This is a genomic window from Kitasatospora purpeofusca (genome assembly GCF_036010405.1).
GTDB classification, from domain to species: Bacteria; Actinomycetota; Actinomycetes; order Streptomycetales; family Streptomycetaceae; genus Kitasatospora; species Kitasatospora purpeofusca.
Window position 1 is genome coordinate 3,779,650 of record NZ_CP108561.1, and the last position, 25,204, is coordinate 3,804,853.

Sequence of the window (25,204 nt, forward strand, 5' to 3'; positions counted from 1 at the left end):
GACCTCACCTTCTGCGGGTCGCGGCCTGCTGGGCCTCGGTGACCTGCTTCTCGTAGCCGTCGAGCCAGGCGTGCAGCTGCTCGGTCTCCTCGACGTCGAGCAGCTGCCACTCCCAGGGGCGGACGCCGAGCAGGTGTGCGGCGTCGCCGAGTCGCCTCATCCGGCGATCGGCGGCAGGACTTTTCCCTCGGGCTCCTCGTAGGCGTCGGCGATCTCGGCATCGAGCGCGGCGAGGACGGCGGCACGCTGGTCGGCCGGGGCGTCCTCGGCGGCGCGGGCGCGGATCTCCTCCAGCTCTGCCCTGCTGTGCTCCAGCGTCAGCTCGTCCCACGCGAAGTCGACGTCGTCGAACCGGGTCGTGGGGTGCTCGCGCTTGAGGAAGACGAACAGCAGGGCCCGGCGGCACAAGCTGTTGCCGGAGAGGACGGCCTTGGTGAAGTCGGAGAAGTCGCGGCCGGTGAGCTTCTCCAGGCGCTCGCGCTCGGCGGACATCAGCTTGGTGGGCTGGTACTTGAAGCGCTGGGGTTCGTCGCTGCCCTCGGGCTGGTAGACGAGGTACATGGGTGGTGGCTCCTATCGGGCCCGGTCGGCGATCCGCCGGGCCATGGCTTCCATCGCTTCGTGGACGGCCTGGCGGTAGCGGTCGCTGCCGGGGTCCATGGCGCGGTCGAACCAGTCGGTCTTGCCCTGCTGGGTGCGCCAGGTGCCGCGGCCGAAGATCTGCGTGCGCCAGCCGCCGGCGGCCTGGGTGCGCTTGGCGGCGTTGGCGAAGCCGCGCAGGCCGGGGGTCTTGCGGGCCTTGACGCGGGCGCCGGACCAGCGCCCGCCGAGCTTGACCTCGGGGCGGATCTTCTTGGCGATGGTGCTGCGCAGCGCGGGCGACTCGGACACGGCTGCGGACATCGACATGATGCCGCTCCTGGCCTGCTCGGAGGCGGGCTTGAGGGCGTCGCGCAGGTTCTTGGCCAGCTCCTTGCGCAGCTGCTTGCCGTCCTCCTCGGCGCGCAGCGCGGCCGACAGGGTGTCGAACCCTTCGAGGCTGACCGAGACGTCGACGGGGTTGCGGCCGGCCATCAGCTGGTGGCGCGCACGACGGCGCCCGAGGTGGGGTAGGTGACGCCGACGGTGGCCTCGTCGCCGACGCTGCCGGAGATCGCGCCCCACTCCTTCACCAGCACGTTGCCGGTGTACTTCGGGTTGGAGGCGCTGACGGCGGCCTGGTCGGGCCGGATCTCGAAGGGGACGACGGCGCCGAGCAGCGGCCACATGATGCTGTCGAGCTTGGTGGCGGCGAAGTCGTTCAGGAACTCCAGGCCGAGGTTGCCGGACTTCAGGCCGCCGATGACGACCTTCCACCCCTGGGAGGCGTAGTTGGTGACGTCCTTCTCCTCGACCTCGACGGCGACCTCGGCCTTCCGGGTGTACTCGGCGAGGACGTTGGAGTTGAGGCTGAGGTACACGCCGGTGAGAACCATGGTGGGCATGCGGGGGGCTCCTTTCAGGCGAGGCCGAGGGCGGCGACGAACGTGAACGAGGGGGTGGTGCCGGAGACGGTCCAGGCGACGCGCCACCAGTCGTCGGTGACCGGGCCGGCGGAGGCCAGGGCCTGGCCGCCGAGGCCGGTCGCGGCGTTGAACGTCGCCCGGGTGGTGGCCGTGGTGAAGTCGGCGTTGTCGTCGGACTCGATGCGGACCGTGAGGGACGGGGTGGTGCCGGCGGCGGAGAGGACGTGCAGCGCGGCGTAGAGGCTGCGGCCGTCCGGGACGGCGCCGAGCTGGAGCGCGGTGCCGGCGCCGTTGCTGGTGCGGGCGGTGCCCGGCGGGTGGGCGATCTGCCCGCGCGCCGTCACGCCGGTCCCGGAGGCGTTGCCGCTCCAGGGGGCGAGGTCGCCGACGGCGCCGCCGAGGGTGTAGTCGGTGCGCAGCGCCTGGGTGAGGTAGGCGAGGGATCCGACGGTGGCGAGGTGGGGGCAGACGGTCCAGGGGCCGGTGCCGCCGAGCTGTGCCCAGGTGGCGTCGTCGACGAGGCCGGGGTCGCCGGCCTCCCACAGCCCTTCGGCGGTCACCTTGCTGGTGCGCAGGCCGCCTTGGACCTGCTTCCAGCCGCCGGAGCCGTAGGTGGTGCGGTCCTTCTCCTCGGCCTCCGAGGTCAGTTCGACCTTGTTGGAGGTGGAGGTGAGGTCGGCGCCGACGACGAACAGCCGCACGTCGGTAAGGACTTGGGAGGTCATCAGGTCCTCCCGTCGCCGATGACGCGGATGGTCAGCTCGGCGCCGACGTACTGGACGCCGGCGTGCTCGTACCAGCGGTAGCCCTGGACGCGCTCGACCCGCAGGTCGTGGGCGAGGCCGCCGAGGGCCGGTTCGCCGGGGGCGCCGCGCGCGGCCTCGATCGCGGCCTTGAGGCTGGCCGGCCCGGCGCCGGAGAGCAGCGCGTCGAGGACGGCCTGGGCGGCGCGGTCGTCGCCGCGGCCGACCAGGACCCGGCAGGTGATTTCCAGCTCGTCGACCCCGCGGCCCATCGTCCTGTCGAAGTCGACAGCGACCTCGCCGGTGAAGAAGTGCGGCTCGGTGACGCTGTCGGGGGTGTAGCCGGTGGCGGTGAGCTTGCGGGTGCCGGCCGGGAGGGTGACGGTGCGGGCGGCGTCGGCGATGGCGGCGCGGACGGCGGCGATCTGCATCGGGCTCTCTCCTTGCGGGTCAGCCCATGCCGGGCAGTTGGAGGCGCTCGACCAGCGCGGCGACGTCCGGGTCGACCCGGGACAGCCGCACGACGCCCCACTCGGCGGAGCCGGTGACCCCGTCCGGGGAGTCCTTGCGCCGGTAGAGGCGCAGGGCCTGGATCTGGGTGGCCTGGGCGACTTCGTCGGGGACGGCGGGCCAGCCGAAGCGGGCGGTGACGCGTACGCGGGTGCGGCTGTCCCGGGTGCCCCAGCGTCCGTGGGGCAGGACGAGGGAGGTGATGGGTTCGCCGTCGAGGTGCGCGTTGTCGGGCGCGGTGAGGTAGCCGGTGACCGGGCTCCAGGTGGTGGCGCCGCCGGTCTCGACGACCAGGCCGTCGAGGGAGCCGATGTCGTCGACGACCAGGCGGTCGCCGTCGTCGTCGGCGGCCACGCGCCCGGTGAGGCGGTAGACGCGCTGGACCGGTGCCGCATCGAGCCAGAACCGGCGGCCGGTGAGGCGGTCGATGCCGCGGCTGGCGGCGCCGAGCGCCTGGGTGAGCATGGCGTCCGAGGTCGGGTCGCCGTCGGCGAGGTTCAGGGCGGCCTTGACCGTGGCGAGGTCGGCGTACTCGTTGGCCACGGTCAGCTCTTCGCACTGCCGCCGCCCGCGCCGGAGCGGGCGCCGCCGCGGGCGGGCTTGGCGGCCGGGGCCTCGGCGGTGCCGCTCCGGGCGGCGTTCTGCTGGCCGCTGTCGGCGGTGCGGCCGGCGGGGACCTGGGCGTCGCCGGCGGGCGGGGCGAGGGGCTCGGCGTCGGGTTCCCAGCCGAGCTGGATGAGCTGCTCGTCGACCTGGGCGACGCGCTCGTCCAGGCCGCGGCGCTCGTAGCCGTCGCGCTCGCGGCGCAGGGCGGCGATCATCCGGTCGTCGGTCATGGTGGGGCTCCTCAGTTCGGCAGGACGTGAACGGCGGCGGAGAAGGTGAAGCTGGGGGTGGTGCCGCCGATCGTCGCGGCGACCCTGACGTAGTTCTTGGTGACCGCCGCGAACGCGACGCGGTTGCCGGCGGCGGTGAGCTGCGCGGCGGCGCTGCCCGTGACGGCCGTCCAGGAGGCGCCGTCGGCGGACTCCTCCAGGGCGACGTCCAGGGTGGGCGTGGTGCCGGAGGCCGCGGTGCAGTGGACGCCGAGCAGGACGGTGGTCGCCTGGCCGGCGGCGGCGATCGGGCCGCTGCTGGCGGAGGCGGTCCGGGCGGCCGGGGCGAGGGCGAGGTCGGCGAGGACGGGGCGAGGGGCCATGGCCGGCTCCTGTCTGGGCGGGGCGGCCGGGCCGGGTGGGGCCCGGCCGCCGGACGGTCAGAAGGTGGGGGTGACCAGGCCGGTGCCGCTCACCTTGCCGGTGCCGTTGGCGTACCGGCCGAAGGTGTAGGCGAAGTAGGAGTAGGCGACGAGCAGGACGCCGAGGTTGCCGGCCTTGGGCTGCTCGGCGCGGATGAACATCGGCGCGTCGGGGTCCTCCCACAGGTGGCACTCCGAGGACGGGACGACGTACAGCTCGTCCTCGTTGGTGCCCGCGCCGAGGTTGGTGGCGACGTTGTTGTCGACGACGACCTTGAGGCCGGAGGGCAGGACGCCGCGCACGCCGCTGGCGTAGGAGCTGGCCGGGTCTGCGGTGCCGCCGGCCTGGGTCGGCAGGCCGGCCCAGTTGATGAGCGGCCAGGTGCTGGACATCTGGCTGGACAGCCAGTACCAGCGGCGCGAGTGCATGACGGCGTGGGTGGGGCTGCCCATCGCGAGCAGGGCGGCCTCCACTCCGGCGGCCGTGCCGAGGATCTTCGGGTACAGCTCGGCGCCGGTGGGCGAGGCGTCGGTGTAGGTGGTGGCCGCGGCCGCCGCGCTCAGGCCGGTGGTGGCCTGGTTGAGGAGGGTGGAGTCGAGGACGGTGGCGACCCGGTTGAACAGGTCCTGCATGGTGACGTCCTCGATGCCGCTGCCGCGGTCGATCGCCTGCCGGGAGACGGTCTGCTGGCCGGCCGCGGTCTGCACCGGGATGGTCAGCAGGGTGTCGTCCATGCCGGTCTCCGACACCGCGTCGTTCTCGGCGGCCTGGAGGCCGGCGCTCGTCGCGGTGGTGATGCGGGAGATGTTGACGGACATGCCCTGCTCGGGCAGCGGGTGCACGTTGCAGATGTCGGCGAACGGCCGCAGGGCGGCGGTGGCCGGCGCGTACAGCTCGGTGAGGTACTGCGGGACGGTCAGGCCGGCGAAGTTGCCGGTGCCCACCGCGCGCTGCATGTACTGGGCGCGCTCGACGCGCTCCTCGCGCATGTGCTGGGCCAGGCGGGCGCTCGCCTCGACGTCCTGGAAGAGGAACTGGCGGGAGATGTCCATGAGGAACTGCTTGCCGCGGCGGTCGGTGTCCGGGCGGTAGGTGCGCTCCTCGGAGCCGATGCGGGCGGCCTGGTCGTAGGCCGCGCGGCGGGTCTCGGTGGGGGCGACGGTGCGCTGGGCCTCGGCGCGCTCCTGCTCGTCGGCCTTGACCTTGCGGGCGTTGGCCAGCTTCACGTTGATGCCGGCCTCGTCGGCCTTGGCCTGGTCGCGGGAGGCGAAGCACTGGCTGACGCGCTCGTCCTCCTCGGGGGTGAGGTTGGAGCGGCCCTCCTGCCCGGCCTTGGAGATGATCAGCTCCACCTCCTTGATGGCCTTGGTGCCGCGCTTCTGCGCGGCCTCCAGCTCGACCTCGATGCCGGCGATGAGATCGTCGATGACGGGCATGGTGGTGTCCTTCGGTCAGATCGGGTGTGGGGTGTGGCGGCCGCGGGCCGGGCGATCTGCCGGTGTGCGGGCCGGTGCCTCCGGGCGATCTGCCGGACGGCGGGGTGGTCGAGGGGGGTGGTCAGTCCGCGGCCTTGGCGACCAGGAGCTGAGTGGTCAGCAGGGACAGCGACCGGCCCTGCGGCACGGCGGCCGCAGCCGGGGCCGGGGCCGGGGCGGGCGCGGCGGCCGGGGCCGGAGCGGCGGGCGCGGGCTGGACGCGCGCGGCGAGGTCGGGACGCTGGCCGAGCAGGGTGTAGGCCTCGCGGGCCACCAGCGGCGGCAGGTTCGGGATGGACGCGAGGAACTCACCCGAGCGGGCGGCCACCGAGGTGTGCGGGTTGGCGCCGTAGGTGACGGGGCCGACGTCGCCGCGGTCCAGGTCGAACTCCTCGATCCGGTACTCGGTGTAGTCCGGCGACCAGACGCCGCGGGTGATGCGGAACTGGAACGACTGCTCGCGCACGTCGTCGTCCTCGATCGCCTGGACGAGCAGCTGCACGTCCGACCTCTTCGGGTTGAGGAAGGCGCGCTGCCCCAGGCCCTGGCTGTCCTCCCACAGCTCCAGCCGGCCGTTGCGGGTGCCGGCCATCGGGGTGCCCGCGTGGTTGAAGCGGAACACCACCTCGGGGAGCGCGGCCAGGGTCTTCTCGGCGGCGCCGAGGGAGACGACCTCGGTGTAGGGCCCGTACCAGTCCCACATCTCGTAGCCGCGCTCGTACACCGACGCGTAGCCCTCGACCTGGAAGTACTCCAGGCCGTCGGCCCGCACGACCTTCTTGGCGCGCAGCTGGGAGGTGAAGCGCACGTCGGCGGCCTCGGGGCGGTCGCGCGGCGGGGTGCGCTGGGCCAGGCGGGCCTCGGCGCGGGACTGGGCGGCGGCGGCCCGCAGGCCGGCCAGCTGGGTCATGGGGTACCTCCGGGCGGGACGGTGGGCGCGGGCGCCTGGGTGGGCGGCGGGTTGCGGCTGCCGAACAGCCGGTCGAACTCGGCGTACTGGGACTCGGTGAACGGCGGCCGGTCCTCCAGCGCGCGGGCCTCGGACGGGGCGAGGATCCGGGCCTCGATCTGCGTGCGGATCGTCTGCGAGCGGGTGGCCGGGTCCATCCGCAGCAAGGCGTCCGTGTTGAGCTTCACGAACCTCGGCCGGGAGGAGAGGCGGCTCAGCGCGGCCTCGCGCCGGACCACGGCCGGCCCCAGGTTCATGATCAGGAACTGGAGGTTGCGCTGGGAGATGTTGGCGTAGGTCAGCGAGGTGCCGCCGACCGCGGCGTCGATGAGGTCGCCGGGGCAGTCGAAGAACCGGGCGACGTCCGCGATGCCGAACTGCTTGGCGTCGACCCAGGCGGAGCCGGCCTGCTCGGCCTGGATCATCCTGTACTCCCAGTCCGCGCCGGCGACGAACAGGTCCCTGTTCGCCGTCGCGGCCTTGAACCGGGACTTGACCTCGGCGGCCTGCTGCGGGCTGATCGCCTTGGCGGTGTTCTTCAGCATCGCGGCCGGCATGCCGCCGGTGCCGAACCAGTCCAGCGCGAAGTCCTGGATGCTGAGGTACTCGGCGATGGACCACGCGGCGTAGGCGACCGGGGAGAGGCCGAGCGGGAACCCGGCGACGGTGTACTGCCGCTCGTGCCAGATCTCGGCCGGCTCGTACTCGGTGCTGCCGATCCGGTACGTGGTGATCTCGCCGCCGCTGCCCTTGACGGTGACCTCGCCGAGCGGGACGAGGTCGATGCGGGCCGGGAATCCCAGGCCGTCCTTCGCGGTGATGAGGCCGAAGCAGTTGCCGGCGCGGTCGAGGTCGAACTGGCTGGAGTACAGCCACTCCTGCATGTCGACCTTGTCGCCGCCGGGGGTGACCAGCACGGGGGGCTTGGTGACCTCGACCTGGATGCCGTCGACCTTGCGGTAGAGGTCGACCGGCATGGTGGAGATCATGTTGGCGCGCAGCCGCAGGCACGCCCACACCGCGGAGTGCCGCAGCGCGGTCTCGTTCGTCACCCGGGCGGTGCCGCGCACGGCGTCGGGCCGGCGCGGGATCAGCTGCTCGGCGGTGGGGCCCGGCAGTGAGCGGCGGCGGAACAGGCTCACGCGCCGCCTCCCCGCCGGTCGACGAGCCAGGACCCGGCCAGGACGACCGCCCCGGCCACCGCCAGGCACGTCCAGCCGATCAGCAGCCAGGCGGCCGCGGCCGCGCCTGCGGCGAGCAGCAGCAGGCCGAGGACGTCGAGCAGGGTCGTCACGGTGGTGCGCATCACGCCCCCTCTCAGAACACGGAGTCGAGTACCTCGTAGTCGTCGTGCACCAGGTGGGCGCGCGACTCGAACGCCCACCGGGCGAGGGTGGCGGCCACCAGCGGGGAGATGTCGACGGTGCTCACGCGCCGGGCCCATGCCCAGGCGTCGCCCAGCGGGCGGGTCTTGGCGCCGCGGATCGCGGCCGTGATCTCCTCCTGGCCGATGTGGCGCAGCCGGCCCTGCTTCACGGCGTCGACCAGCTGGCCGCAGCTGGCCGAGACGTCCTGGGCGGCGGGCAGGGCGAGCTGCCCGCGCACGGGGTGCTCCGGGTCGTCGGGCGCCTCCAGGCCGCGCTTGCTCAGCTCGACGAGCAGCGACCCGGCCGGGCCCTTGGCGTCCAGGCCGATCGCCACCGGCTTGTGCCGCTCGCGCAGCTGCACCAGGCGCTCGACCAACCAGTCCGTCCCGGGGCGGCGGTCGACGACCTCGACGTGACCGAGGCCGTCCTCGCGCAGCCCGTACATCGCGATGGACGCCCAGTCCCTGGAGGGCGTGATGTCGACGGCGAACGCGACGTCACCGGCCCGGCGCGAGTCGGCATCGGCCAGTTCCTCCCAGGCCTGCGGGTCCAGCGGGCCGGCGGCGCCGTCGGTGATGCGGGGCAGCCACCCACCCAGGCGCTCGATCATGAACTTCTCGCCGAGGCCCGACGGCAGCGACTCGCCCCGGACGAACTCCTCGGCCATGCGCCGGCCCATGGACGGGTTGCACCGGTACCAGAGGTCCACGTCCCGGGCCGCCGCCCTGCGCTGCTCCGGGTCGGTCGGGTCGAGGTCGGTGCCCCAGTCCATGTGCATCATCCTGGGGTCCGCGCCGGACTCGCCGTCCGCGCGCAGCCCGTAGCACCAGGCGTCCGGGGTCAGCGGCGGCGTGCCGAAGAACCAAAGCTGCGGGTCGGGCCGCGCGGCCATGGTCGGCAGCTGGGCGGCCATCTGCTCGGGTGTGATCGCCTGGGCCTCGTCCATCACGTTCTTGTCGCCGGAGAAGCCGCGGCCCGACCCCTGGGAGCGGGCGAGGAAGCGCAGCCGCCCGCCGCCCGCCGACCTCGTGAGCTCGATGCCCTGCTCGCCGTTGGCCTGCCAGTACCGGTTCACCCGGCGGTCCAGGTCCGGCGTGTTCTGCACCAGCTCCTTGATCCGCAGGAAGCCTTCCTGCGCGGTCTTGTACTCGTGCGCCGAGTGGAGGATCAGCCGCTCCTTGGTGAGGAACAGCCAGCCGAGCTCCAGCGCCTCGATCACGCCGCCCTTGCCGTTCTGGCGCGGCACCCAGATCGAGTTCTTGAACGACGCCCAGGTGCCGTCCTCGCGCTCGCCCAGGCCGTGGGTGAGGACGAACTGCTGCCAGGGGTCGAGGAGCAGGCCGGCCGACGCGGCGAGGTCGATGAACTCAGGTGCCGCGCTCGACACCGCCGGCGGGTAGGTCGCCACCCTGGGCGTCTGCGCGCCTTGCCGCACGGCGGGCGGAGAGGTCGTCAACCGCGCTCACCTCCCGTCCGCCTGGCAGGGACTCCAGCTCGGCGAGCGTCGCCCGCAACTCCTTCGACAGCTGGGCGACCACCGGGCCCGAGGACTCCTCCAGCTCGGCGGCCAGCCTGTCGCGCACCGCCTCCAGGGCGGCCCGCCGGTCACCCGACGTGACGGCTCCGAGCACGTCGCCGCTCATGATCACCTCGACTCGAAATCGCGGGGAGAGAGACGGGGGAATGGGCGCGGGGCCTCCCGGCCGTGCCCACCTAAAAAGTCGGCGCCCGCTCGGCCCTCTCGCGCGCGACCGTGCGTCACCACGGCTCCGAGGTCGTGAGCGGACGGGTGACCGGGCCTGCTCCGCGCTCCTGGTTGCAGTGCCTGCCGCAGGTCGGGCACGGAGAGAGGGCGCCGTGCGCCGGGCGCATCAGGTGCGGGTCGACCGGCTGGTCGCTGTCCACCGAGACGGGCCGCAGGTGGTCGGCGTCGCCCGCCCCCGGGTGGCCGCACAGGTGGCAGTGGTCGCCGTAGATCGCGAACATCTGCTGGCGGGCCCGCCGGTACGGGCGGCCCTTCCGGTGACGGCCGACTCCGGCCACGGGGGTGCCTCCTCCCGGGGAGGGGGGTGGGGGTGCGAGGGGGGTGGGGGGTGTTTGCGGCCCGGCCGGCCTACGGGTTCTCCAGCGCGGTGACCCTGCTCTCCAGGCTGGCGATCCGGTTCAGGGCGTCGGTGATGTAGGCGTTGACGCTGGTGAACCCCGACTCGACGGCGGACACCCGCGCGGCGAGCGCGTCGTAGGAGGCCTGCGTCCCCCACCCGTCGGCGCCCGCGGGCCCGCGCTCGCCCTGCGGCCCCTGTGTCCCCTGCTGGCCCTGGAGCCCTTGCTCGCCCTGCGGGCCGCGGGGCCCGGTGACGACCGTGTACTCCCCGGCGGCTGGCGCGGTCGGGGTGATGGCCGCGAGGTAGACCACGGGCGTGGCTGCGGGAAGGGCGAGCGGGTAGCTGCGGCCGGGGGCGTCGTGCCAGTGCTCGGTGACGCGGTAGGTCCAGCCGGTGGGCTGGATACCGGTGGAGTCGACGGCGAGCAGGGTGATGGGGGCGGGGGTCGTGCCGTCGTAGTGGACGACGACGGGCCCGGCGATCAGGGCGCCAGCCGTCGCTGCGGTGATGACGGCCGGCTCGGGCTCGAACAGGATGCTTCCGCGCCGGGGGGTGCCGTCGCCCCGGATGCCGGAGGGAAGGTGGACTGTGACGGACTGGAGGCCGGCGGGGAGTGGCACGTCAGCTCCTCCAAGCCGTGTACCAGCGTGCGAGCCGGAGGACGAGGCGCCCGCGCCAGGTGCGGCCGAGCGCGGTCTCCAGGTCTCGCTGAATTCGGGCGAGGGCGAGCTCGGCGCCCGCCCACCTGATGCCCACCGGGGCGCTCACTGTTCGTCCGATCCGGCGGCCGGGGCGCCGGAGGCGGCGGCAGGCCTGACGGGGCCGACCATCTGGACGTCGCTCGGCACGCAGCCGTTGAGCAGCAGGCGGACGGACGTCCGTACCGGCCAAGCCCAGGTGCCGGGCTCGGTGCCCTCGGCGCGGCTGGTCACCCACAGTCCGTCGGCGCCGTCGAGGGCGACCTGGAGGTTGCACAGGTCCCTGGGCCCGACGCGGACGACGGTCGCGGGGAAGACGTCGCCGGCGGCGGCGCGGTTGCCGAGCGAGGCGACGTCGAGACGCTCGCGGATCGCGCGTCCGGCTCGGCGGCGGTTGACCGTGTTGGCGTCGTCCTGGGTGAGCGTGTAGTGGACGATGCGTCCGATGGTGGGCTGCTGCACGCGGTGCCTCCCGGGCATGACGAAGGGCCCCGCGGCTGCTGCCGTGGGGCCCTCGGTGTCTGTGGTCCGCGTGCGTCTGGGCATGCGGCGTCGCTCAAAGCGTGGCGCGGGTGTTCGATCTTGTCAAGCGCCGCGCTGGCCGGGCCGGGTGGGCTTGGCCGCGTGGCGGGCGGCCTGGACATCGGTCACGCGGTAGATCGGGCGCATCGGGGTGCCGCCGCACCTTGTGAGGATGCCGCGTCGGACCCAGTCACGGATGGTGGCAGGCCTGACGCCGGCGGCTTGGGCAGCGAGGCTGGTGGTGAGGTAGCCGGGGGGTAGTGAGAGGTACTCCACTCGACCAGTGTGCCTGGGGGGCGGGTTGGTCACCCTGGGGTGCGGTCAGAGCGTGCATCCCTCCGCATGCCGCTTGGCGCCGCTCAGGGTCTGCCGCTGCACGCTGGTGGTGAGCTGGCCGCTGGTGTCGTCGGTGTCGGTGCCCTCCCCGCCGCAGAGCTCGCATTCCCAGGTGAACATCCGTCGCCCGGTTCGGGGGTCGGTGTAGCTGTAGGCGATGACGTTGAGCACGGTCCCGGTTCCGGCGTCGCCGGCGGCGACGGGGAAGCTGCCGATCTTGGCTCCGCCTCGGTCGGTGCGCGTCGTGGGCTTGATGTACATGGCGTCTCCTCGTGGGTCGTGTTCGTCGGCTCACCCTTGATCCACATCCCCTCTCGGGGAGCGGTAAACGGGGCGGTAAACGGTAAGCGGTAAGCCTTTGACCTGCTGGTTTACCGCTACCCGGCAGTGGCCTGGGTGGCGGGGGAGCGGTTCGGAGAGGGGGACTCCCCCGGCTCGTCGGTGGTGTGGTCGGGGACCAGGTGGGCGGGGAGCCGGGGCTGGTGGCCGAGGGCCTGGGCGAGGGCGTCGTACCGGACGGCGTTGCCGCTCTGGCCGCCGATCTTGGCGACCCTGTAGGGGATGCCTGCGTCGGCGAGTTTGGCAGGGAAGGTCTTGGTGGTGAGTCCGAGGAACCGGCCGGAGGACTGGAGGCCGTGGAGGAGTTCGGCGACGTGGACGCTCGCCCGGCCTTCGAGGTCGGCATGGGCGACGGCGTGTTCGACGTACAGGCGGAGTTCCTCGCGCCAGGCGCCGGTGCCGACCGGAACCGGCTCGACGAGTTCGGCCGGCGCCTCGGGCAGGACGTGCGGGGTGGCGGCGATGAGCTCGGCCGGGACGGACCGCACGGTCAGCTCGAACGGCCTGTTGCCGCGGGCCAGGCACGCGCCGACGGCGCCGACAACGGAGAACAGGAACACCGACCCGGTCCACAGCCAGCTTCCGGCGACGATGCCGCCGACGGGCAGGGTGAGGACCACGCACCGCACGGCGGCGACGCGGTGGCGGTGGTGGCGGATCTGTCCGGGGTCGAGCACGGGGATGGTGAACTCGCCCAGGGCCGACATGGCGGAGTCGTGGTGGGCGGCCTGCTGCTCGGCGGCGGCCAGCGCGGTGAGGTCCGCGCCGACCAGGCCGCCGTTCATCTGCGCGCGTTGCTTGAGGCGCCGGGCCCGCTTGTGCGCGGCGCGTGCTGCGCGGGCATGCTCGGCGACGGCGGCCTGGTGCGCCTCGGAACGCTGCTTGACGATGCGCCGGGTGATCTCCTCGGGGCCGATGGTGTGGCCTCCGGCCCAGTGGGCGAGGGCGACGGCGATGTGTCCGGCGCCGGCGCCGGTGCGGGCGATGGTCGGCGGGGTGCCGGTCTTCGGGACGGAGTGCTGCTCGGTGGTCTCGGGTGCGGTGGTCATCAGCCGATCACCGTGGTCCCGAGCCAGGAGACGACCGGGATGCTGACCTTGGCGGTCCAGCCGCCGACGGAGGAGGCGATGCCCCAGGTGGCGCCGGTGATGCAGCCGGACAGGGCGAGGATGCGGGGTCGCCAGCCCTTGGCGTACCAGATCGACAGGCCGAGGCCGATGACGGCGGCCAGGGCGAGCCAGGAGCCGGAGTAGGAGAGGACCTCGGTCACGGCGACGGGCGCCTTCGCGGCGTCGGCCTTGCCGAGGGCGACGGAGCCGATGTCCTGGCCGGTCCGGTTGCCGGAGCCGGTGACGGCGGCCGCGGCCTTGTTGACGGCGCCGCCGGTGACGGCGGAGGCCAGGATCGTGGTCACGGCCGCGCCGCTCCAGGGCAGCCACACGGCCCGCGGCTTGAGGGCGCGCAGGGTGTGGCCGTCCTTGAAGTAGATCGTCATGCCGGTGCACAGGGCGGTGCAGAAGCCGAACGCGCTGCCCGCGCGGTTGACGGTGTCGGTGACGGTGAAGAGGTCCATGGGTCAGCTCTCCAGCAGGTAGTGGGCGAGGGCGGCGGGGGTGAGGGCGAGGGTCCCGGCGCCGACGGCGACCAGGACGGCGGTGGTGAGGGCGCGGTGGACGCGGCCAGTCGCCTGGGCGACGCCGGTCCAGAAGCAGGCCATGAAGCCGAGGCCGATCACGGCGCCCGCCCCGTGCTGCTCGGCGAGCGGCAGCGCGAACCGGGTCCAGGCCGGGGCCAGGGCGAGGCCGACGAGGACGGCCGGGCGGCAGCAGGCGCGGGCCGCGCACCGTACCCGGGGCCAGTCGATGGTGTGGTGGTGGTCGGCGGGCAGCTCGCGGATCGCGGCCGGGGTGGTGAAGGCCGGCGGCAGGGTCGGGGGCCGCTGGCCGGGGATGTGCCAGGGGTCGGTGACCAGGCCCGGGGTCGGCGCGTAGGCGGGCCGGGGCGGCGGTGTGCTCATCGGGTCCACCGCCGGGCGAGCTCGCGGATCCCCCAGAAGGCCAGTCCGGCGTCGGCGCCCGCGCAGAGCAGGATGAGGAGGAGGCCCATCAGCGGTCCCTCCGGGGGGCGAGTCCGCCGGAGCGGAGCCAGGCGGCGGTGCGCCGGTCTGCGCCGCGGATCTCGTCGTTGCGGCGGCGGCGCTCGGCGGGCGTCCGGCTGGCCGGGCTCGCGCCGGCGGCGGCCGGGGGGTTGGCGCTTTTCGACCAGAAGGCCATGGCGTTCTCCAGGTGACGGAGTCGAAGTGGTGCGGAAGGAGGAGGCGGGGCCAGGGGCGGGCGGGAGGGTCCCGACCGCCCGGCGCGGTCCTTCAACCGGCGACCCGGTCGACGAGGCGGCGGACGGTGTCGCGCTTCACGTCGGGTCCGTGGACGCGGCGGACAGCGGACAGGACGGCGTCCACGTCGCTCCCGTGCGTCCGGACAGCGGCGCGGACGCTGTCCGTGATGGTGTCGTCCGGGCTGTGGGGCACGAGCTTCAGCACGTCCCCTGAGCTGCTGTCCTGCGTGTCCGGGTGCTGTCCGGACAGGTGGCGGACCGTGTCCGCGTCGGTCTCGATGCCGATGCGGGCGAGCTGCTCGACGATGTCCTCGGGCCAGGCGCCCGGGCTGACCTCCAGTGCGGCGCGGACAGCGGAGCGGACGGTCGGCGAGACGGGCGCGGGCTGTCCGGACGGCTTGTCCGGGTCCGGGACGGTCTCGATAGCCGGCGCGGCGGCGTAGGCCGCGCGGTACGCCCCGATCCGGGCGCGAGCGCGGAGCAGTTCGACGTCCAGGCGCGCGTCGAGCAGCTCGGCGTCGACGCTCTCGCGGCGCTCGCGCACCCAGGCCTGGGCCACGGGCGACAGCTCCTTCGCCGTGTGGCTGATGACCAGGCTCCACACGGTCTTGGCGATCGCGGAGACGCCGGCGCCGATGATGCCGGTGGCGAAGCCGTGCTCGACGGCGGACAGCCAGCCGTGGACGCAGACGGCAGCCATCGCGGCGACCAGGGCCAGCCAGCCGAACGTGCGCGGTGCGCGGGCCTTGTCGGGCTCGTCGCGGGCGAGCCACTCCAGGAGCATGCAGATGATCCACGCGCCGTCGAAGGCCACGGCCGCGCTGTAAGCGATGACGGGGTCGACGGCGCCGGCCAGGAGGTCCCCGATCGAGGCGGTAGACCAGGCGACGGCGACGGCCAGGAGGATGCCGGTGCCGGTGGTGGCGACGGCGAGGCCGCCGCGGCGCCAGTCCCGGGGGACCTGGACGGGGTAGGTCTCGGTGTCGGTGCGGGTGGTGCCGTCAGGGGCGGTCCAGGTGATGGGGCGCTCGCACGTGACGGTGCGGGTGAGGATGGGCACGGTGGCTCCGAAGGGTGTGGTGGCCCGGAGCCGAGGGGTGTCTGCACCTCGGCCCCGGGCGGTGATGGGGCGGTGACCACGGCGCGCGGGGGCGCTGGCGCTTCCGCCAGGGGTGGGTCAGGTCAGCGGATCGGCGTGTGCTTGCGCCAGTTGCCGCCGCAGCCGCACGGGCACGGGGCGCTCACGCGGCGGCGTCCGGCGCGTCGATGAGCGTCCAGGCCTCCACCGGGACGCCGTTGACTTCGGTGGTCAGGCTCCAGTGGATCCATCCGTTGCTGTGCAACGTGGAGGTGAGCGTGGCTCCGAGGATCGCGGCCCAGGCCTCCAGGCCCGGCAGGTCCCGGTGGAGGCGCACGTCGATCGTCGGCTCGAAGTGCGACCACGTAGGGCAGTTGACCGTGATCCCGGTCGGCAGCGGCGTGAGGACGGTCAGCAACTGGCCGACGGCGTCGTGGCCGGCCGAGTAGGCGGCGCGGTGGTCGTCGAAGTTCACGCGGCCGCCGCCGTCCGGGCCGGGGCCGGCTTCGGCCGGCTGACGGTCGCCGGGGTGCGGCGCAGCGTCTTGCCGGGCTCGCGCTGCGGAAGCGGCTCGACGGCGGCGAGCGTGGCCTCGGCGTTCCACTCGGCGCGGGCCCGGGCGGCGGCGAGCGCGGCCGCGGCGAAGTTGTCGAGCGCGGCCTGGCGCAGAAGGGAGGTCCGGTCACGGCGGATCTTCGCCCGGGTGATCGCCTCGGGGTCCGTCGCGCTCGCGAGCGCGCCGCACGCGGCGGCGTAGCGCTGGGTGAGCGTCTTGTAGTCGGTGCAGGCCTCGGTGAGGGTCTGCTCGGCCTGCTCGACCTCGTCCAGCAGCGCGCCGAGGTGCGGCGTGAAGGCGGGGCCGGCCGCGATGTCGCTCACGGTCGACGCGGTGAAGTCTGTGGCCGACTCCCAGGCGGAGCGCCGCTCGAAGTGCGCGCTGATGGTGCGCTGGGCGATGGTCTGGAGCAGGGCACGGGGGTACTTGACCCGCAGCCCGCTCTCCAGGCCGCGCCAGAGGCTGAGGAACGACTCGCTGGCGAGGTCCTCGGCGAGGGCGTGGTCGGTGCGGAAGAGCCGCCGGGCGATGTACGTGGTGATCTGCCGGGCGTGGGTCCGGTAGATCACCTCGAACTCCTGGCGGGAGGTGGTCGCGGTGGTGGCCGCAGGCATGGAAGGATTGATCACAGCCGTGCTCCTTGTGGACGCAAGGGTTCGGTCAGGCCCGGCAGGGGAGGTCAGAGCCCCCTGCCGGGCTGTTCTGCGTGGTGACCACCTCACGGGTGGTTGACCACCTCTAGTCTGCACACTTCTGGACAGGTGGTCAACCACCTGGGAGGATCGAGCTATGGCGAACCAGCACAAGCACCCAGTACGGGGCCTGCGCGGCATCGATGACGACCTGTGGGCGGACTTCGCCACCGCCACCGCCAACGCGGAGAGCGATCGCTCTGCCGAGGTCAGGCAGTTCATCGAGTGGTACGTCCACCGCCCGGGCGCTCAGCGCCCCGAACGTCCAGCTCAAGAAGTCGAGCGCCCCTCCGGCTGATCAGGCGACCTCAGCCAGGCCGAGCCATGTCGACGGCGGGTAGGTCGTCGAGCACCAGGCGCACCGGATCTCCGGCACCCCGGGCACTGCCCGAAGGACCGCACCGCACACCTCGCCTTCCATCTTGGCCGTGCAGTTGCCGGCGCGCACCGTGCGCCCGCGGGGGTCCACGATGCTGAGTGCGGCGGCGTGGTGCTCCCGGACCTCGTCCACGAACTGGCCGGCCTCGGGCCAGGCCTGGGCCATGGCAGGCAGCTGCTCGCGCAGGGCCCGCACCACGCGCAGCAGGCGGCCCCGATAGGTCCCGAACGGGGCCGGCCACCGGATCCCGGCGTCCTCGCACCAGGCCTGCCGCCACTGCTCCAGCACGGTGACCATCCCGCCCGGGCCTCGGATGTCCAGCACCTCCTCCGCCACCGGCATCGGCGCGTCCGGGCTCGCGCTTCGAGTGCCCACTGCGGTGGACACCTGGGACGACGGGCGCAACCAGTCCTCCAGGACCTCGTACAGGCCTGGCAGCTCCCGCAGGTAGCCGTCGGTGCGGACGGTGCAGGTCCGGCACAGATAGGCGCCGTACTGGGTCAGGGTGTTGCAGGAGAGGCAGGTGTCCATGGGTACCTCCTGGGCGTGGCTGGTGGAGCGGGGCGCTGGCCTGCCGCCCGGGGCGGGGCGGCAGGCGGGCGGATCAGGAGGTGAGGTCCTCGCCGCACTTCGCGCACCGGGAGTGGGCCTTGAGAAGACCGCCCATGGCGTCGTGCAGGTGGACCTGGTGAACGTCGCCGCCGCAGTCGGCGTGCTCGACGTTCTCGGCGCGGTAGGTGTGCTCGGGTCCGCCGCCCCAGTCCTCGGTGCGGATGAGGGCCCACTGGATCTGGTCGACGTCGATCTTGCTCACGGTGGTGTCCTTCGGGTTGGCCGCCTGCGGGGTGCGGGCGGCGGGTCGGACGGTCGGGTCAGCGGTGGCCGGCGGTCCAGCAGGCGGGGCAGATGTCCCGGCCGCCGGGCCGCGCGTGCCAGCCGGACTCGCGACGGACCGCGCGGACTTCGGCGGCGGTCGACGAGTACGGCAGGTGGGTGGCGTTGCCGCATTCGTCGGGGCCGTCGCACCGGATCTCGGCGTAGGTCGCGACGCTCACGCGGTGGCCCCGGTGCGGCGGACGAGCAGGGTTCGGCGTCGGCGCCCGGGCCGTCCCGGGGCGAGGCCGTCGGCCGGGCGGGTCAGCTGCTGGATGAGGTCGGCGCGCTCGTGTTCGTCGAGGAGCAGGGCGACGGGGTGGCCGTCGACGTCGGCGGTGAGGCACACGAGGGTGGGCTCGCCGTCCACGGTGGGGTGGGAGACGCAGTCGAAGGTGACGAGGAGCGGATCCATGGCGGGCCCCTCAGCTGGCCGGGGTGCGGGCGGAGGTGAGGCGGTCGGCGCAGTAGGTGTGGCTGGTCACCTGGTCGCGGATCAGGGCGGCGCCCTCGGCGAGCACCTCGGCCCGGTAGGCGTCGAGGGCGGCGTCCGGGCAGGTGGCGGAGATCCGGCCGTCGGGTTCTTCGAGGTCGAGCGCGACGTACTTGGTCAGCTGGGTCTCCAGTTCGCGGACGCGGGCGAGCGCCTGGTCGCGCTGCTGGGTGGCCTTGGCGAGTGCGGGCCGGATCACGGGCGTGAGCTCGCGGGCGACCTTGCTGGGCGTGTCGTCGTCCCACCAGCCGGGGCCGCACAGGTTGTCGGCGATGGCACGCTCGACGTCGAGGTTGGTGTCGATGTCGTCGCGGTGGAGGGCGCGGAGGGCCGCGTCTCGGAGGTGGGCCATCTCGTCGCGGTCGGCCTGGAGCCGGCGGACCTCGGCGATCAGCTGCTCGACCTGCGGGCGGGGCATGGTCCACCAGCCGTCCTGGTCGGCGGCGTCGAGGATGGCGTCGAGGTCCGGGTACTCGGCGCGGTTCCGCAGACCCGCGGCGTCGATCTCCTGGGCGACCTCCTCGCGGACCTCGTCCCGGTATGCGTCGAGCAGCTTGGCGGCCTCCTCGGGGAGCTTGAAGCTGACGTGGAACGCCCGCTCGATCTCCTGGCGGGCAGTGCGCTTGGTCATCGGGTCTCCGTGATGGTTGGCGTGGCGGGGGCGTGGCGGGGTAGCCCCGGTGAGCTGGGCCGCCAGATGGCGAACGCCCATGCGGAGAAGCGCGGCCTCTTCCACGGTGAGGCGGCGCCGGTCAGCGGTGCCGAGCAGGTGGTCAAGCTGGTCCGCGTTCGGCGGGACGGTGTTCATGCGGCGGCCCCAGCAGCGCTGGCCCGGAGAGCGCGTCGGCGTTCGGCCTGGGTCTCCCCTCCGCATACACCGGCCTGGCCGGTGGCCCGGGCCCAGGCCCGGCAGGCGAGCATGTACGGGCAGTCGTGGCAGAGGTCTGCGGCCACCAACTGCTCTGCGTGGATGGGCGAGTTCCACAGGTCCGGGTCGGTGGTGCGGCAGGGCAAGGTCAGGTCGTCGACGTTCAGCGGCAGCGGGGACGCAGCACGCGCCGCTCCAGGGGTGATCGCGGCCATCGGGTTCTCCTCTCTGGGTGGTTGGATGGGAGCCGGGCGGGCCTACTAGGGGTGGGCCCGCCCAGGTCAGGCGGCGACGGCGGACAACCGGACCCACGGGTCAAGCAGCGCGGTGGCCTGGGCGATGTCGAGCGCGTCGGAGACGTCCCCGGCGGTCCAGCCGGGGCCGACCCGCACCCGCCGGTAGCGGCACATGGCCAGCTGCTTCGGGGATGCCGGGCGGGCCCGCCACGCGGAGTCGCGCAACGTCAGAGCGCGCCCCTCGCGGCTGCGGGCGCCGATCTCGGCCCACCGCATCGCGTCGGCCTGGGTGAAGTCGTGGTCGAGCGTCGGAGGCTGAATGCCGCCGTCGTCGGACCATCGGCGGATCCGGTAGACGCTGGCCGCACTCGGCACGAGGAAGTAGAACGCGCGGCCGGCCGGGATGAACCACAGGCCGCCGCCGGTCCGGAGCCACCGCACTCGGGAGTGGTGGAACAGGTCGACGTCCTCCCAGCCGACCGCGAACGCGACCCCGGGCCTCGTCGGCTCGGCCCCGGCGGGCTCGGCTGCGGCTTCGGCGAGGGACTGGTTCTCACGCAGCACGGCGACGTCCCGGCCGGTGAGGTCGACGATGGACGCGAGCTTGTGCCGGGTCGAGCTGCCCATCACGTCGAGGACCAGGGCGTCGCTCTTGCCGGGTGACGGGCGGAGCACGCGGCCGACCATCTGGACGTACAGGCCGGGGGACTTGGTGGGCCGGGCGATCACCGCGCAGGACGCCCACGGTGCGTCGAATCCCTCGGTCAGGACCATGCAGTTGGTGAGGACCTGGAGGTCACCCGCCTTGTACCGGTCGAGGGCGGCGGCGCGGTCCTCGCGGGGCATGTCGCCCCAGACGGCGGCTGCGGGGATGCCAACGCCGGTGAGGGCGTCGGCCATGCCGTGGGCGGTGGCGACGGTCGGGGTGAAGACCACCCCGGGCCGGTCTGCGGCATGCTCGGCGTAGGCGTCGGCGACGACCCGCGCGGCGCCGGAGTCCTCCAGGGCCTGTCCGAGCTGGCTGTCCTGGAGGTCGCCGGCGCGGGTCTTGACCTTGTCGAGGTCGAGGCCGCCGACTCGGACGCGCTTGCCTCGGACGTCGACGAGGTGCCCGTCGGCCATCAGGTCGAGGATGTCGAGCTTGAACACGATGTCCTGCCAGACGTCGGCGAGTCCTCCGTCGGTGCGGGTCATGGTGGCGGTGAAGCCGGCGACCGGCACGCCCGCCCACGCACCGAAGTGGTCGAGGACCTCGACGTAGGAGCTGGCGGCGGCGTGGTGGCACTCGTCGACGACGACCAAGCCCACGCCGGTGATCGCGGCCCGGCGCTTGCGGACGGCCAACGTCTGGATGCTTGCGACGATCACGTCTACGCCGCGGTGCTCGTTCCGGCTCGCCTTGACGACGCCGACCTTCAGATGCGGAGCGATCGCGCGGATTTTCGCCGCAGCCTGCTGGATGAGCTCCTCGCGGTGGGCGATGACCAGGGCCCGGCGGCCGGTCTGCTGGTACATGCGGCTGATCAGGTGGGACAGGACAACGGTCTTGCCAGCGCCGGTCGGCAAGACGACGGCGAGCCGGTTCGAGTCGGCGGCCTGCCAGCCGTCGATGAGCCTGGTGATGGCCTCGTGCTGGTACGGGCGGAGGTCGAAGGACATGGGACACCTCGATTCTGTGCTGGGCGTTTGCGGGGAGTGCGGGAAGTGCGGGAGCGCATGCGGGTGTTCCGCGCCGGGTCCGCATGGGTCCTGGCCTGGGGTTTTGCGGGTGTGCGGGGAGTTGCGGGGAGTTTTCTTCACCCCCTTGTGACGGAGCCGTTTTCGAGTCGTCGTAATCGGTACGTCGCATGTGATTCGCGATGGATGTGTGATGCGCGTGCGGTAGAAGGAGGGGTCACCAACTCCCCGCATCTCCCCGCACCCCCGCGTTTGCGCTGGTCAGGGTCTCCGCGGGGGCCCTGTGAACTCCCCGCACGTGCGGATGAGACACCCGCACTCCCCGCAGGACGGGTCAGCCGGCGTGGACGTCGACCCGCCAGAGGTTCACCTTGCGGTGAGAGTCGAAGACCCGGATCAACTTGTGGGTACCGAAGTAGCGGCCTTCGCGCGCCTTGAGCCAGAGACCGAGCTGCTTCGTTGACGGGACGTCACCGTCCCTTAGGCGCGGGACGTGGTCCGGGAGACTGCTGATCACCCTCCCGACCTGGACGGGATCGGCGCCAAGGTGCTCGCGCCACATCTCCAGGAACGCGGTCCACTCAGCGAGCTCGTCGTCCTGGTCGAGGGCGTTGTCCTGGTCGTCGTTGAAGCCGCGGACGTCGAGGAAGCCGAGCAAGCCGGCCATCATCGTGGCCCACTCCGAGTAGTCACCTTTCCGGGTCCGGATCAGTGGGGCCCCTGCGGCGAGCCAGGCTCGTACGAGCGTTACGAGCGCGGCGACGAGCGTGGAGGCGTTGGCGCGGAGCCAGGGCCGGAGGTCGCCGATCGTGAAGCCGTCGCGCTGGTCCGGATCCGGGCAGTTGGGGTTCAGGCGCACCCAGAAGACTCTGCGTCGGTTGTCGCCGCTGGTGCGCAGGGCGTTGCCGGTGGCAACCCACACCCGGTCGTTGCGCATGACCACCCTGCCGGTGGCGCCGAGGACACGGTCGCCCCACTGCTCGTCCGTGAGCAGGGCGGACAGGACGGGGCTCTTCATGACGTGGCCGGTGGGCAGGTTGTCGAACGCCACCACGGGCTGGCCGGTGGTGTAGAGCTGCGTCGTGATGGACTTCCGAAGCTCGGTGTCGTTCTCGGGCCAGGGAGTGCCCGCGACCCCGTAGCAGTGCCCCAGCAGGTCTTTCAGCAGGGACTTTCCGGAGCCCGATGCGGTCGCGGTGATGACGAACATGGGTGTGGGGCCATGGAAGTAGGGGCGCAGGATGGGTGTCAGCAGCGCGGCCAGGTAGTGGGCCCGGTCGGAGTCGGCGACCCATGGGAAGTCGGCGAGTACCTGGCTCAGGACGATCTGACGGGCCCGGTCCAGGCTCTCGGAGGTGACAGTCGACTGAAGTCGCCGGACCGGCACCCGAGGCTGGAGGTAGAGACCAGTCCGGGGGTCGTACCCGGGGTCCGTGAGCAGCGTGCCATCCGGCCGAACCACGGGGGACGTCACGATGCCGCGCAGAGGCGGCAGCGCCCAGTCCTTCCGGCCGAGGATCGTGCCGCAACTCTTCGGCATCAGGAGCTCGCGTTCCTCGGTCAGGACGCCGTCCGCGTCCTTCTTCACCATGTAGGTGGTGACGTGGTCCGCGAGGTAGGCGCGGAGGTTGTCCGTCGCCAGCTGGTGGACGACGGGGTCGCCCAGGTCGTCAAGGTGTACCCAGCACGGGCCCGACGAGCGCTTGTAGAGGTCGGGCAGGCGGCCAGCAGCCATGAGCGCGAGGATGCCGTCGATGCCGTCGGCTTCGTTGGTGATGTCGAGCTGCGGTCGGTCGGGGACGGCTTGGAGGTGCCGCTCCGGGGCCTCGCCTGCCTCCGGCTCGTACGCGGGGTCGAGGGCGGCCGATCCGTCGGACCACATCTCGACCGGCCGGGCTGGCGCGAGACGGCGACGCTCCGGCTCAGACCCGTAGCCCTGGCTGCGGAGGCCGGCTGCGGCCGCCTTGTGGTCGCCGTTGTGGTTGAGCAGGGCGTAGGCGCCGAATTTGGTGTACGGCACCTCCGGAGTGAACTCGCTGGAGGTGGTGAAGACGTACAGGCGGTCAGCAGCTGGGTCGCGGCCGGTGGTGGCCTTGGCGCCGCGGGTGCCGTCGGCCCATCCCCAGTAGGTGGTGCGGCCGCTGGTCCTGATCGGGCGGAAGGTGCCGTGCAGGATCTCCTCCCAGGACGCGCGCTGCTCGAAGTCCTCGCCGGGTCGCAGGCCGCCACGGGGAAGCGGAGGGCGTCGGGCCCCCGGCGCAGTTGCCGCCGTCTCGGGCTTCGGCAGGGCGTCGACCATCCGGCAGACGTCACGGACGGCCTCCATGTGGTCGGCGTCGACGATAGGGATGGTGGCCGGCCCTCCGCCGATCCGAACGTACGGCTGGCCGGAGGCGTGGACAGTCCCATCGGACGGCTCGGTGAGTCCGTATCCACCCTCGCCGCGTGTCTCGATGAGCACGCGGGCGATGCGGCTGGTCGGCCTCTCGGCGAGACGCTGGCGCTCCTCTGGGGTGTACTCGTCTTCGCGCGCCAAGCGTTGAGCAAGCTTCGTGTTCGGGGGGACCGGGGCGCCCTTGACGCGGACCCGGTAGTGGACGCCGCCGGACGGCGACTCGGTGGCCCAGCCCGTCCGGATGGAGGCCCAGACCTCACCGAGGCCGGAGGCGTCCATGACCGCGGTGACCTCGTCGAGGACTCCCTCACGGACCGCGAGCCCCTCGAATTCGATCATTTCGACGTCGCCGGACACGCTGCCGTAGACGACGGCGATGCCAGCGGTCCGGCCGGGGGCGAACCAGCGGTCGTGCTCCTCCGGAGTGGATCGGGTCGTCTTGTACGGCGTCCAACTGCTGACCGCAGGTGCCTTGCTGCCGTCCGCCTTGATGGGCAGGACACACAGGCCGGCGGCGTGGAGGTCGCGAGCGGCGTCGCGCAGGGTGGTGCTGGTCAACGGAGCTCTCTTCCGGGCTGATGGTGATCTGCGGCGACGCGTCAGGCCGTGCGTCGGGCGCCGATCGGCGCGGAGTCGAACATCTGGCTGATGGCGAGGATCTGGTCGAGGCGCCAGGTGAGCTTCCCGGCGACACCGGTGAAGGGGACCCGACGGGCGTACGCCTCCTTTTTCAGCCAGCGCGCCGTGCAGGGCAGAAGACGGAGCGTCTCGATCTCCTCGGCGGTGTAGTGGCGGACGGCCGCCTCGGTGAGCGGCGCCGTCTCTCCCGCGTCGCCCTTCGTGCCGGTCTTGGACTTCGCCCTGGCCGGGGCCTTGATTGCCTTGACGAGTGTGCTCACGACATCTCCTCTCGGTTGATGGCCGCTACGGGGACCTCCAGAGCTGCCGCAATCTCGCGGAGGCTTCTCTCGCTCGCCCCCGACTCACCGCGCTCAATACGCGAGATGAAGGAGCGGTCGAGGCCAGCCCGCGTCGCAAGCTGGCGCAGGCTCACATTGCAAGCCCTACGGATGACCCTGATCGCCGTGCCATTCGGTGTCACGAGTAAACAGAACCACAGGCAGGCATGCGTTGCAAGCTTTTTGGCGTCATTATGACTACGTTGCGATCCTCATGCATGCTCACGTTGCGGGCTGCTTCGGCGCTCATCCGACCGCGTGCGCCCTCTATGCAACCCAATGCGAGCCTTAACGCAGGCCAAAAGGCCGGATCGGACCTCGTTGGTTGCATGAGGGTGGTGCATCATGAGCACCATGGACAGAGATTGGGTTCGGCTGGGGCGCATGCTCGCCGCAGCCCGGAAGGCCGCCGGCCTGACACAGGGCGAGATGGCCAGCGAGTTGGACCTCGCTCGGGCGACGGTCCAGAAGATCGAGAGGGGGCACGAATACGGCAAGGTCACCCCGACCCATCGCGCGCTCGCCCAGCGAGTCGGATGGACTGCGGACAGCGTGGAGGCTGTGCTCGCCGGCAGCGAGCCAGACCGCGCCGTCGGCGCGCATTCCCCTCCGCCTACGACGCCAGAGCTCGACAGCGTCCTCGACGAGTTGTCCGAGCGGGTGCGTCTGGCGTTGCTCGGCGGGCAGGTCGTAGACGGTGACGTGATCGACCTGGCTCCAGACGACCCCGACTCGGTGGCCGTGCTGATCCTCAAGCGCGGCGCCACCCGACCGCCCGCCAGCCCTGAGCGGATGCGGGAAGATCTGCGGAAATGGAGCCAGCTCCAACGGGCAGCCCGACAGATCTTTTCTGACGACGAATCAGGTTCTTAAATCC

General features: G+C 72.6%; 39 protein-coding genes. 2 read left to right on the forward strand and 37 right to left on the reverse strand.

What is annotated here, in order from left to right:
* Window positions 1-4 precede the first annotated feature (4 nt).
* The 27 genes from OG715_RS16445 to OG715_RS16575 all read right to left on the reverse strand — a co-directional run bounded on the left by OG715_RS16445 (window position 5) and on the right by OG715_RS16575 (window position 16,384).
* Window positions 5-160 (reverse strand): hypothetical protein, encoded by a 156-nt coding sequence (locus OG715_RS16445; RefSeq protein ID WP_266269524.1) that lies wholly within the window; start codon window positions 158-160, stop codon window positions 5-7.
* Window positions 157-561 carry a hypothetical protein gene (locus OG715_RS16450; RefSeq protein ID WP_266269525.1) on the reverse strand — a complete coding sequence of 135 codons (405 nt, stop codon included), beginning with the start codon at window positions 559-561 and terminating at the stop codon, window positions 157-159. The genes OG715_RS16445 and OG715_RS16450 overlap by 4 nt, the downstream gene beginning before the upstream one ends.
* A 12-nt stretch (window positions 562-573) precedes the next feature.
* Entirely contained in the window at window positions 574-1,074 is a 501-nt protein-coding gene (locus tag OG715_RS16455) for a hypothetical protein (RefSeq protein WP_266269526.1), read from the reverse strand.
* Window positions 1,074-1,484: a phage tail protein gene (locus OG715_RS16460; protein ID WP_266269527.1), complete on the reverse strand. Its 411-nt coding sequence runs from the start codon at window positions 1,482-1,484 to the stop codon at window positions 1,074-1,076. Before OG715_RS16460 ends, OG715_RS16455 begins: the two co-directional genes overlap by 1 nt.
* Window positions 1,485-1,498: 14 nt before the next feature.
* Window positions 1,499-2,230: a hypothetical protein gene (locus OG715_RS16465; RefSeq protein ID WP_266269528.1), complete on the reverse strand. Its 732-nt coding sequence runs from the start codon at window positions 2,228-2,230 to the stop codon at window positions 1,499-1,501.
* Window positions 2,230-2,679: a hypothetical protein gene (locus OG715_RS16470; RefSeq protein WP_266269529.1), complete on the reverse strand. Its 450-nt coding sequence runs from the start codon at window positions 2,677-2,679 to the stop codon at window positions 2,230-2,232. Before OG715_RS16470 ends, OG715_RS16465 begins: the two co-directional genes overlap by 1 nt.
* Before the next feature lie 19 nt (window positions 2,680-2,698).
* Window positions 2,699-3,301 (reverse strand): phage gp6-like head-tail connector protein, encoded by a 603-nt coding sequence (locus OG715_RS16475; protein ID WP_266269531.1) that lies wholly within the window; start codon window positions 3,299-3,301, stop codon window positions 2,699-2,701.
* A 2-nt stretch (window positions 3,302-3,303) separates the two neighbouring features.
* A complete protein-coding gene (locus tag OG715_RS16480; protein ID WP_266269532.1) occupies window positions 3,304-3,594 on the reverse strand; it encodes a hypothetical protein in 291 nt (96 codons plus the stop codon).
* 11 nt (window positions 3,595-3,605) lie between these two features.
* On the reverse strand, window positions 3,606-3,956 hold the full coding sequence (locus tag OG715_RS16485) for a hypothetical protein (RefSeq protein WP_266269533.1): 351 nt from the start codon (window positions 3,954-3,956) through the stop codon (window positions 3,606-3,608).
* 57 nt (window positions 3,957-4,013) lie between these two features.
* Window positions 4,014-5,432, reverse strand: a complete 1,419-nt coding sequence (locus OG715_RS16490) for a phage major capsid family protein (RefSeq protein ID WP_266269534.1) — start codon at window positions 5,430-5,432, stop codon at window positions 4,014-4,016.
* Window positions 5,433-5,553: 121 nt separating this feature from the next.
* Entirely contained in the window at window positions 5,554-6,381 is an 828-nt protein-coding gene (locus tag OG715_RS16495; protein WP_266269535.1) for an HK97 family phage prohead protease, read from the reverse strand.
* The gene (locus OG715_RS16500) at window positions 6,378-7,562 is read right to left on the reverse strand and encodes a phage portal protein (protein WP_266269536.1); all 1,185 of its coding nucleotides are present in this window, start codon (window positions 7,560-7,562) and stop codon (window positions 6,378-6,380) included. Before OG715_RS16500 ends, OG715_RS16495 begins: the two co-directional genes overlap by 4 nt.
* Entirely contained in the window at window positions 7,559-7,726 is a 168-nt protein-coding gene (locus OG715_RS16505; RefSeq protein ID WP_266269537.1) for a hypothetical protein, read from the reverse strand. The genes OG715_RS16500 and OG715_RS16505 overlap by 4 nt, the downstream gene beginning before the upstream one ends.
* An 11-nt stretch (window positions 7,727-7,737) precedes the next feature.
* Window positions 7,738-9,195, reverse strand: coding sequence for a terminase (locus tag OG715_RS16510; protein WP_266269538.1), 1,458 nt, complete (start codon window positions 9,193-9,195; stop codon window positions 7,738-7,740).
* A complete protein-coding gene (locus OG715_RS16515) occupies window positions 9,155-9,430 on the reverse strand; it encodes a hypothetical protein (protein ID WP_266269539.1) in 276 nt (91 codons plus the stop codon). The genes OG715_RS16510 and OG715_RS16515 overlap by 41 nt, the downstream gene beginning before the upstream one ends.
* A 115-nt stretch (window positions 9,431-9,545) precedes the next feature.
* Window positions 9,546-9,830, reverse strand: coding sequence for a hypothetical protein (locus tag OG715_RS16520; protein ID WP_266269540.1), 285 nt, complete (start codon window positions 9,828-9,830; stop codon window positions 9,546-9,548).
* A gap of 70 nt (window positions 9,831-9,900) precedes the next feature.
* Complete coding sequence (locus OG715_RS16525) at window positions 9,901-10,512, reverse strand: hypothetical protein (RefSeq protein WP_266269541.1); 612 nt, start codon at window positions 10,510-10,512, stop codon at window positions 9,901-9,903.
* Between the two features lie 144 nt (window positions 10,513-10,656).
* A complete protein-coding gene (locus OG715_RS16530; protein WP_266269543.1) occupies window positions 10,657-11,052 on the reverse strand; it encodes a hypothetical protein in 396 nt (131 codons plus the stop codon).
* A 123-nt stretch (window positions 11,053-11,175) separates the two neighbouring features.
* The gene (locus OG715_RS16535; protein WP_266269544.1) at window positions 11,176-11,388 is read right to left on the reverse strand and encodes a hypothetical protein; all 213 of its coding nucleotides are present in this window, start codon (window positions 11,386-11,388) and stop codon (window positions 11,176-11,178) included.
* Window positions 11,389-11,433: 45 nt separating this feature from the next.
* Window positions 11,434-11,709 carry a hypothetical protein gene (locus tag OG715_RS16540; RefSeq protein ID WP_266269545.1) on the reverse strand — a complete coding sequence of 92 codons (276 nt, stop codon included), beginning with the start codon at window positions 11,707-11,709 and terminating at the stop codon, window positions 11,434-11,436.
* Window positions 11,710-11,825: 116 nt separating this feature from the next.
* Window positions 11,826-12,836 (reverse strand): hypothetical protein, encoded by a 1,011-nt coding sequence (locus OG715_RS16545; RefSeq protein WP_266269546.1) that lies wholly within the window; start codon window positions 12,834-12,836, stop codon window positions 11,826-11,828.
* A complete protein-coding gene (locus tag OG715_RS16550) occupies window positions 12,836-13,360 on the reverse strand; it encodes a hypothetical protein (RefSeq protein ID WP_266269547.1) in 525 nt (174 codons plus the stop codon). Before OG715_RS16550 ends, OG715_RS16545 begins: the two co-directional genes overlap by 1 nt.
* 3 nt (window positions 13,361-13,363) lie before the next feature.
* The gene (locus OG715_RS16555) at window positions 13,364-13,804 is read right to left on the reverse strand and encodes a hypothetical protein (RefSeq protein WP_266269549.1); all 441 of its coding nucleotides are present in this window, start codon (window positions 13,802-13,804) and stop codon (window positions 13,364-13,366) included.
* A gap of 88 nt (window positions 13,805-13,892) precedes the next feature.
* Window positions 13,893-14,060, reverse strand: a complete 168-nt coding sequence (locus tag OG715_RS16560) for a hypothetical protein (RefSeq protein ID WP_266269550.1) — start codon at window positions 14,058-14,060, stop codon at window positions 13,893-13,895.
* Window positions 14,061-14,152: 92 nt separating this feature from the next.
* Window positions 14,153-15,181: a hypothetical protein gene (locus OG715_RS16565; RefSeq protein WP_266269551.1), complete on the reverse strand. Its 1,029-nt coding sequence runs from the start codon at window positions 15,179-15,181 to the stop codon at window positions 14,153-14,155.
* Window positions 15,182-15,362: 181 nt separating this feature from the next.
* Complete coding sequence (locus OG715_RS16570) at window positions 15,363-15,674, reverse strand: hypothetical protein (protein WP_266269552.1); 312 nt, start codon at window positions 15,672-15,674, stop codon at window positions 15,363-15,365.
* Window positions 15,671-16,384, reverse strand: coding sequence for an RNA polymerase sigma factor (locus tag OG715_RS16575; protein WP_266269553.1), 714 nt, complete (start codon window positions 16,382-16,384; stop codon window positions 15,671-15,673). The genes OG715_RS16570 and OG715_RS16575 overlap by 4 nt, the downstream gene beginning before the upstream one ends.
* Window positions 16,385-16,544: 160 nt before the next feature.
* On the opposite strand from OG715_RS16575, the gene OG715_RS16580 reads away from it, so the two are divergent.
* A complete protein-coding gene (locus tag OG715_RS16580; protein ID WP_266269555.1) occupies window positions 16,545-16,745 on the forward strand; it encodes a hypothetical protein in 201 nt (66 codons plus the stop codon).
* Here the strand turns inward: OG715_RS16580 and OG715_RS16585 are convergent, their stop codons facing one another.
* The 10 genes from OG715_RS16585 to OG715_RS42410 all read right to left on the reverse strand — a co-directional run bounded on the left by OG715_RS16585 (window position 16,746) and on the right by OG715_RS42410 (window position 24,470).
* Window positions 16,746-17,357: a hypothetical protein gene (locus OG715_RS16585; RefSeq protein WP_266269556.1), complete on the reverse strand. Its 612-nt coding sequence runs from the start codon at window positions 17,355-17,357 to the stop codon at window positions 16,746-16,748. It lies immediately after the preceding gene.
* A gap of 73 nt (window positions 17,358-17,430) precedes the next feature.
* On the reverse strand, window positions 17,431-17,640 hold the full coding sequence (locus tag OG715_RS16590) for a hypothetical protein (protein WP_266269557.1): 210 nt from the start codon (window positions 17,638-17,640) through the stop codon (window positions 17,431-17,433).
* A 58-nt stretch (window positions 17,641-17,698) separates the two neighbouring features.
* Window positions 17,699-17,881: a hypothetical protein gene (locus OG715_RS16595; RefSeq protein WP_266269558.1), complete on the reverse strand. Its 183-nt coding sequence runs from the start codon at window positions 17,879-17,881 to the stop codon at window positions 17,699-17,701.
* On the reverse strand, window positions 17,878-18,114 hold the full coding sequence (locus OG715_RS16600) for a hypothetical protein (RefSeq protein WP_266269560.1): 237 nt from the start codon (window positions 18,112-18,114) through the stop codon (window positions 17,878-17,880). The genes OG715_RS16595 and OG715_RS16600 overlap by 4 nt, the downstream gene beginning before the upstream one ends.
* Before the next feature lie 10 nt (window positions 18,115-18,124).
* A complete protein-coding gene (locus OG715_RS16605) occupies window positions 18,125-18,823 on the reverse strand; it encodes a hypothetical protein (protein WP_266269561.1) in 699 nt (232 codons plus the stop codon).
* Between the two features lie 173 nt (window positions 18,824-18,996).
* On the reverse strand, window positions 18,997-19,275 hold the full coding sequence (locus OG715_RS16610; protein WP_266269562.1) for a WhiB family transcriptional regulator: 279 nt from the start codon (window positions 19,273-19,275) through the stop codon (window positions 18,997-18,999).
* A gap of 66 nt (window positions 19,276-19,341) precedes the next feature.
* The gene (locus tag OG715_RS16615) at window positions 19,342-20,955 is read right to left on the reverse strand and encodes a DEAD/DEAH box helicase (protein ID WP_266269563.1); all 1,614 of its coding nucleotides are present in this window, start codon (window positions 20,953-20,955) and stop codon (window positions 19,342-19,344) included.
* Window positions 20,956-21,307: 352 nt separating this feature from the next.
* Window positions 21,308-23,926 carry a bifunctional DNA primase/polymerase gene (locus tag OG715_RS16620; protein ID WP_266269564.1) on the reverse strand — a complete coding sequence of 873 codons (2,619 nt, stop codon included), beginning with the start codon at window positions 23,924-23,926 and terminating at the stop codon, window positions 21,308-21,310.
* Window positions 23,927-23,967: 41 nt separating this feature from the next.
* Entirely contained in the window at window positions 23,968-24,267 is a 300-nt protein-coding gene (locus OG715_RS16625; RefSeq protein WP_266269565.1) for a hypothetical protein, read from the reverse strand.
* Entirely contained in the window at window positions 24,264-24,470 is a 207-nt protein-coding gene (locus tag OG715_RS42410) for a helix-turn-helix domain-containing protein (RefSeq protein ID WP_353962750.1), read from the reverse strand. The genes OG715_RS16625 and OG715_RS42410 overlap by 4 nt, the downstream gene beginning before the upstream one ends.
* 202 nt (window positions 24,471-24,672) lie before the next feature.
* Here OG715_RS42410 and OG715_RS16630 point away from each other — a divergent pair, with 202 nt between their 5' ends.
* On the forward strand, window positions 24,673-25,200 hold the full coding sequence (locus OG715_RS16630; RefSeq protein ID WP_266269567.1) for a helix-turn-helix domain-containing protein: 528 nt from the start codon (window positions 24,673-24,675) through the stop codon (window positions 25,198-25,200).
* Window positions 25,201-25,204: the final 4 nt, after the last annotated feature.